The organism is Lysinibacillus sp. CNPSo 3705 (genome assembly GCF_028674935.1).
GTDB lineage: Bacteria > Bacillota > Bacilli > Bacillales_A > Planococcaceae > Lysinibacillus.
In genome coordinates this window covers 23,897-30,514 of the sequence record NZ_JAQZSD010000053.1, presented here as the reverse complement: position 1 = coordinate 30,514, position 6,618 = coordinate 23,897, and the positions used below count along the sequence as shown (strand labels likewise).

The window sequence follows — 6,618 nt, the reverse complement described above, 5'->3', positions numbered from 1 at the left end:
CCAAGCGTTCTCTGCAATCCACTCTCCCTCAGGTGCTACCTCCATCTTCCCTTGGGTACTTCCCACATCAAGCGATAAACCTAAATTGTGTTCGCTGTAGCCTGCTGGCAAGGCACGAATGGAACCCATTTCTTTATAAAGTTTAGATTGCTCTTTAAATCCTCGAAAACCACTCGTAATTAAAAAACTAGAAATTTCATCTTCTTCCGCATCAAGAACCATATCCGAAAATTTCCTTGCTATATCTTCTGATAAATATGTTTCGCTATTAAACAATCTATATCCTTTTACCAATTCTTTGCGAGCATTTAAATTGATTACATCTGATTTTATACTTTCATTGTGAACTGGGTACTTACTGTTGACCAAAAGTAAATTTCCTTGAAAAATTTGTTCTACTGGAATTTCTACTTTTGTTATATTTCCAGAAGAAAACTTACCCTCCACTACACCATTCTCATTATAGGCATTTCCTATTACACCTTTTTCCTCTTGAAAAAACGGTACTATCTTAAAGGCTGTCACACCCAAACATATTGAAAAAATTAATAAAAAGCCCCACTTTTTCATTCTTAACTTCTCCCTTATTCTTCTTTACTTAAAAGATTATAAGTAAAACTAATTAAGAAAAAGGTAGGATGAATCTTAAGTTTTTCTTAAATTATTTACTTAAAATATGAAGCTATCTTAACTATTTTGTTTACTTACCTCTTGTTGAAATAAAACCATCAAATCAACTATTTTGAAAACAATTTCTATGTTAAAATTAACTTCACTATGCACCTAAAAATACTCTTTTCTTCAACTAAACTGCACCGTCAGTTCAAAACAGCTAGGTTTGCTTCGCTAAAACTAATGGAAATCATTAGCTTTTTTTATCCACTATTTGATGCACTATGGATCTCTGTTATATTTATGACGACGACGTACCCTACCAAACGTCAACAAAGGAATATTTTTAAATACATAAAAAACCAATGCTATATTCATAACATTTCTTTCATTTAAAACCTTAAAAAGATGATTCATTTTTTCACCAAAATCCTTAGACATAAGTTCATCAAAAAGGTCCCTATCTACACCGTTGGACCTTACCCTTTCTTCTATTATGTTTCTAGAATTTAGGATACTACCTTTATTTATCAATTTATTAGATGATTTCTAGAAATGCAAAAAAACCTCTTAAGGATAAGACCCAAAGAGGTTAAATAAATTTTTTGTCTGTTTTTATTGAGTGTCTTCATCACATTTGTACTCCAAAATATCACCTGGCTGACAGTCCAAAGTCTTACATATCGCTTCTAATGTTGAAAAACGAACCGCTTTTGCTTTCCCATTTTTCAGAATAGAAAGATTCGCCATAGTAATTCCAACCCTTTCCGAAAGCTCCGTTACGCGCATTTTTCGTTTTGCTAACATCACATCAATATTAATAATAATTGCCATATCATCCACCTTAGACCGTCAAATCGTTTTCTGATTTTATATTAATCGCTTCTTGTAGAAGTCGTTGGAGGATAGCAGCAAAAACGGCGATAATTAACGAAGCAAAAATGATGATGAGTCCCATTATTCCAATAGGAGGGTCAACTTCCTTTGCTATAAAATGGAAGAGTGGCAAACCTAATATATACAAACCACTGATTATAATCGCACAGCACTTTATATTCTTTAACGCCTTTACAGATAATTCCGAGAACGCTGTGTTCCAGTCAATGTACCGTAAAAGGTTAAAAGCCTGATAGAGAGCAAAGTAAAAAGCCACAGCCGATCCATACATCACGATGAAAATGAGATATTTCATTAGGGAAAAATGTGGATACAATCTTGATGCGAAATTAGCCATATTGGGTACTAAAAATATACATAAAGCAAGAACTGCAACTCCAGCCAGAAAAATAATTACCTTTAAGAAAATTGTTGAACCTCGTTTAACATTCATATTAAGCACCTCACTTATTTAATAATATTATAAATTTAACATATTTTTTATCGTTTTGCGATAAATTTGTATTGTTTTTTATTATATTATTGTTATTTAAATATCCTTTTACCTGGTGACCCTTTTATAGTTACTTTACTCAAAAGTACCCTATAGGATAGACTTCGATCTAGAAAATGTGTACCTCAAAATTTCATTTAAATAGATGGGTATTGTTATAAATCCCCTAAATAGTGGTTTGTTTTTTTTCGTAATGTTTCCAATTTAAATGAAATATCTTAATTTGGGATAGCAGCCTGTTGCATTGCATCGCCCAAAGTTGTTATTGCACTGCGCTATCCCGCCAATACATAATTTAACCTTTATACACATTTTATTCGGTTGACGAAGCCGCAACTTTTTTTAATGTATAGGTAACCTCAATTTGCACAAATTAAAGTTGAGTGTATCGCACGCACTTAATTGGTTGTGGCGCTAGTTGACCGTCATTACCTCCCTCATTCTGGGTCACCTTCCCTCGGTGACCCTTTTATATTTTTTCCTTCATATTGTTTATTAACCCCAATGACCATGTAGCTTTCAATTACTTCATCTGCATAAGATTCATCTATATTAATAACAACATAAATATTTTCCGGTTTTCCTTCTCCTACACGGTTATGAACAATCATATCTCCAGCAAGTTGAATTTGAGTTTGTATCCTTAATGGTAATTTCCTCAAATCTTCGTTTTTAAAAACTGTATACTTGTGACTTATCCCCTCTAAATTCTCCAATTCTATTCTCCTTTCTTAAGGAACAATATGTTTCAATTTTAATAAAGATAAAAATAGTCATGAGTATTTCTCACACACTATCTTGAAACTGTAACGACCTCGCTGTTATAAGTTATTTTTAATTCGATTTCCAAGGCCATCAACTATACAAAGTCTGCTATTTCAGCATATTAATAATAGTGTTATATAAATTAGTTTAGCTCTGCACATCCCAATTAGAGGCTTTGGGTCACTCTGATCAAGTGACTCCTTTTTATAGTTTCTTTCCTCATTTTGTTCACTTACCTAATATTGCTCTTACCTTATTAGGTGTTTCTATTACAAAATTATGTCTTGATATATATAGGATCACATTTGTTTATAGATTTTCTTTTGATATTTTTCCCACTTAACGATCCATATTTTTCTTTTATTTGTAGATATTGATTAATTAGACTAGAGAGTGTAAGCGAATACTACATACTATGAAAATATAATCTGCAGATTATTCATCTTTAGTTATGAGGAGGTGAATATTACATGCCTTTAACAACTGGCCCAATTGAAAACACAGGAAATCAACCAGCTAATGCCGCTAGCGTACGTATCAAAGTTCTCAATCTAACTGGAGGTTTACTAACTGGAGTAGTAAGAGTTTTTAGACTAGACGGTTCAAGACAATTATTGTCAACAACTCCTTTTGCCGCAATTGCTAATGGTTCTACTTTTGTAACTCCAGGTGTAGTCGCAGCTCAATATGAAGTTGAAATTGTCCCAAATCAAAATGGCGGAATATATAGCGTTTATGGACGAACAGCTGCAGGTGTAATCATTGCTGCCCAACGGTTTGTGAACTCAGAATTAACACAAATTCTTTAATATATTAATGTTAAAATCATAAAAGCCTTATACTTCGTTATAGGGCTTTTCATGTAGATTCATTTACCTCCAAGTTTCCGCCCCATGCTGCACAATATCTTTCGTTTGGTCCTTACAATGTTCAGGAGTCACATTTGGAATTTAAAATAATAGAATAGTGAAGATAATTAATATAAAACAAAAAGATTAGGTACTCACTTTTATAGGGTTTTCTCAAATCATTAAATGAAAAAACATCATCCATTATACAAAAAAAAAAGATTCTTTCGATACATACCCTAGGTGCACCGAATGTCATCAAAAGAATCCTTTTCTTTTATTTCTTATATCCAATTCAAATTATAATAAAGTAAATCTTAGGCAATTATCTTGTAATGTAAGTGAGATAATTAGGCTTTTTCCTGGCGTTGTATTCTAGTATCAATTATAGTTTAACCTTAACCTCAGTACCGTCTTTCGCTTTGACATCGACTAGTACGATTCCTTTATAACTTTTCAGTTCCTTGACAATAGGTTTTAGCGCTTCTTTGTCAATTAGCGGAAATGTATAGTCCAGCTTTTTTCTTTCGAAGTGCTCTTTTGTCCATTTGTTTGCTTTTTGCTGAACAAATTTTGAAGACAAAATTGCAATAACAAAGTTTAAAAAAGCATATGGAACCGGGATGGTGAACCGAACGTCTTTTGCTTTCACTTTTACATACATCATAAGCAAATCACTATTCAATAATGACCGAAACGGTGTCCCCGTTAGCCGATTTAATATCAACAATTTGGCCATCTAATTCATTTTCGATTGCTTCGATAATAAGGTTTATGTCTATATCTTTAACGTATTTTTCCGATTGAGGAATACTCGCTGCGATACTGTGCCCAGCCATTAATACAACCTTGACAAGCTTTAAAGGTAAATTGACAGTGACATTATCATTTTCGGCTGATACAACACGAATTTTTAAAGTTTTATCTAAGTATTTTGTCGGTTTTTCTAAAAGGTTGTCATCCGTTTCTGCTTTCGCTTTTAATACTTGAATCAGTTCCGATGCCTTCTCTGCATCAATCTTACCTTCTTGGACCATTGTTAACACTCTTGAGATTTCCTCTTTCATAGTAAATTCCTCCTTATTCTTCTTTTAAAAGTTTGATGGCTTCTTCTGGTGTGATCTCGCCATTTTCCAACATCGTGACAACTTTTTTCTCGTCTACTTCATTTTTCTTCTTCTGCTCATATCCAAGGGATGAAATGATGTCTGTTAGCTTCCCTCGGACTGTTGGATATGAAATTCCTAGTTCCTTTTCAACTTCTTTGATATTCCCTCTGCATGTTAAAAATACTTCTACAAAATGAAGCTGATCTTTTGATAAGGATGCCAGCTTAGATAATTCAAACTCATTTTCAATCGTCGTGTGACAATGAGAGCACTGTAACTTTGTAATTTTCAACGTTTTACTGCAGACAGGACAATTTGTGATTACTTTATAAGCCATAATGAAGTCCTTTCCTTTAAGTTGATTTGATTATATAACAAATAATTAAAAATGCGAACAATAAAATTAATTTTTATAATACATAAAATCAATAATTTTAATTCCTGATTTAATATTATTAATTACCCATCTTCTTTCCTTTATTATTTTATTTCCTGCTCCCCCGAAAGAATTGCCACCGGGTAAGGTTGTTCTAGGCACAGAGGTTATTTTTCTATTTTATTAGCAACAATACAGTTTTTCATTTTTAGCATAATATTTCTAAATAAATAACGGTTTTTAAGTTGGATTAAAAATCCAAATAAACATTTTAACCCCTTTTCATCCAATTATTCTAACTTTTTTTAGTAAAATTGCCCATGATTGTTGCAGAAGTTTTACACAGTTAAAATTAAGGTTTCAATTTTACTGTTTAAGGGGAATCGGTAATATTAATGAAAAATAACTCATGCCTGTTTCATGCTATTCTTACTTTATTCAATTGCGAAAGCTTTTTGAAAGGAGTAGGTTTAATTGAAGAAAAGATGGTTATTACCGATTTTCGCATCATTTATGTTCTTCACAGGTGTGGGTGTGCATGATGCAAAAGCGGCAACGTTAGCAGATTTAACAAGTACAGCAAAAGCATATATAGGCGTTCCTTATCAATATGGAGGAACAGATATCAAGACAGGTGTTGACTGTTCAGCATATACACAAATTGTTTTTTCTAAGTTAGGGATTTCACTACAACGTACATCTACAGCTCAATATCAGCAAGGGACTTCGATTGCTAAAAATCAGTTGAAGACTGGGGATCTTGTATTTTTTAATACTTCGGGAAGCGGTGTTTCCCATGTTGGCATATACATAGGTGACAACAATTTTATTTCAGCTACTACAAGCTCTGGGGTAAAAATCGATAAAATTAATGATCCTTATTACTGGGGATCTCGTTACGTAGGGGCAAAACGCATTGCAAACTTCACTGAAAATGATTTGGGAGAAGTAAAAGGTACTGAAGTTGACTTTGGCGTATATGCATCGCGTGGAGAAGTAGCGCTTAAACTAGCAAATCAATTACATTTAGATACTAGTAATACCAAGTCAAGTTTTCCAGATGTAAGCCCATCGTCTAAATATGCAGGTGCTGCGGAAGCACTAAAAAAACTCGGCGTTTTTACAGGTGATGTAAATGGAAAATTCAATGCAGGTTCTCCGATAACACGTGGTCAATTATCGAAAGTTTTAGTGGAAGCATTCCATTTAAAACAACAAGGAACAGCATTACAATTTGTTGATGTTCCAAGTTCGCACTGGGCTTACAATTATGTAGCCATTCTTTCTTCCAATAAAATTACGATTGGTAAAGGGAACAATATGTACGGCGTGGAAGACAATGTCACGCTTGTACAATTAGATACCTTCCTCCAACGATTAGCTCAATAACTTCAAGTAAAGGTGTTTCGTCTATGGATGAAATGCCTTTTTTTCGTTCTTTTATTTGCAGGCACTATCATTCACACTCCCCCACACGTCCAAGCACTATACGTGTAAAAAAAGCCAGTACAATTGTAC

At 33.4% G+C, this 6,618-nt stretch carries 8 protein-coding genes and 1 pseudogene; 2 read left to right on the top strand and 7 right to left on the bottom strand.

Annotated elements, in window-relative coordinates; all coding sequences use genetic code 11:
- From PVA17_RS18910 to PVA17_RS18895, 4 genes and pseudogenes are all read right to left on the bottom strand, one after another.
- A pseudogene (locus tag PVA17_RS18910) lies at window positions 1–408 on the bottom strand (D-alanyl-D-alanine carboxypeptidase family protein); the annotation flags it as partial.
- Between the two features lie 819 nt (window positions 409–1,227).
- Complete coding sequence (locus PVA17_RS18905; RefSeq protein WP_274068577.1) at window positions 1,228–1,446, bottom strand: helix-turn-helix domain-containing protein; 219 nt, start codon at window positions 1,444–1,446, stop codon at window positions 1,228–1,230.
- 10 nt (window positions 1,447–1,456) lie between these two features.
- On the bottom strand, window positions 1,457–1,942 hold the full coding sequence (locus tag PVA17_RS18900) for a DUF2975 domain-containing protein (RefSeq protein WP_132362292.1): 486 nt from the start codon (window positions 1,940–1,942) through the stop codon (window positions 1,457–1,459).
- A gap of 497 nt (window positions 1,943–2,439) precedes the next feature.
- Window positions 2,440–2,718, bottom strand: coding sequence for a hypothetical protein (locus PVA17_RS18895; RefSeq protein ID WP_274068576.1), 279 nt, complete (start codon window positions 2,716–2,718; stop codon window positions 2,440–2,442).
- A 519-nt stretch (window positions 2,719–3,237) separates the two neighbouring features.
- On the opposite strand from PVA17_RS18895, the gene PVA17_RS18890 reads away from it, so the two are divergent.
- The gene (locus PVA17_RS18890; protein WP_132362294.1) at window positions 3,238–3,576 is read left to right on the top strand and encodes an ATPase; all 339 of its coding nucleotides are present in this window, start codon (window positions 3,238–3,240) and stop codon (window positions 3,574–3,576) included.
- Between the two features lie 424 nt (window positions 3,577–4,000).
- Here PVA17_RS18890 and PVA17_RS18885 read toward each other — a convergent pair whose 3' ends face one another.
- From PVA17_RS18885 to PVA17_RS18875, 3 genes are read right to left on the bottom strand one after another with little or no spacing between them, the layout of a single operon-like run.
- Window positions 4,001–4,282 (bottom strand): hypothetical protein, encoded by a 282-nt coding sequence (locus PVA17_RS18885; RefSeq protein WP_274068575.1) that lies wholly within the window; start codon window positions 4,280–4,282, stop codon window positions 4,001–4,003.
- 10 nt (window positions 4,283–4,292) lie between these two features.
- Window positions 4,293–4,682 (bottom strand): SHOCT-like domain-containing protein, encoded by a 390-nt coding sequence (locus PVA17_RS18880; protein ID WP_132362298.1) that lies wholly within the window; start codon window positions 4,680–4,682, stop codon window positions 4,293–4,295.
- Between the two features lie 13 nt (window positions 4,683–4,695).
- On the bottom strand, window positions 4,696–5,061 hold the full coding sequence (locus PVA17_RS18875) for a DUF2089 domain-containing protein (RefSeq protein WP_132362300.1): 366 nt from the start codon (window positions 5,059–5,061) through the stop codon (window positions 4,696–4,698).
- A 513-nt stretch (window positions 5,062–5,574) separates the two neighbouring features.
- Between PVA17_RS18875 and PVA17_RS18870 the strand changes: the two genes are divergently transcribed.
- Window positions 5,575–6,489: a C40 family peptidase gene (locus tag PVA17_RS18870; protein ID WP_132362302.1), complete on the top strand. Its 915-nt coding sequence runs from the start codon at window positions 5,575–5,577 to the stop codon at window positions 6,487–6,489.
- The last annotated feature ends 129 nt before the right edge of the window (window positions 6,490–6,618 follow it).

Coding starts and splice junctions, on each gene's coding strand:
- PVA17_RS18885 (WP_274068575.1), bottom strand. CDS start 4,282: ATGATGTATGTAAAAGTGAAAGCAAAAGACGTTCGGTTCACCATCCCG.
- PVA17_RS18890 (WP_132362294.1), top strand. CDS start 3,238: ATGCCTTTAACAACTGGCCCAATTGAAAACACAGGAAATCAACCAGCT.
- PVA17_RS18880 (WP_132362298.1), bottom strand. CDS start 4,682: ATGAAAGAGGAAATCTCAAGAGTGTTAACAATGGTCCAAGAAGGTAAG.
- PVA17_RS18905 (WP_274068577.1), bottom strand. CDS start 1,446: ATGGCAATTATTATTAATATTGATGTGATGTTAGCAAAACGAAAAATG.
- PVA17_RS18875 (WP_132362300.1), bottom strand. CDS start 5,061: ATGGCTTATAAAGTAATCACAAATTGTCCTGTCTGCAGTAAAACGTTG.
- PVA17_RS18900 (WP_132362292.1), bottom strand. CDS start 1,942: ATGAATGTTAAACGAGGTTCAACAATTTTCTTAAAGGTAATTATTTTT.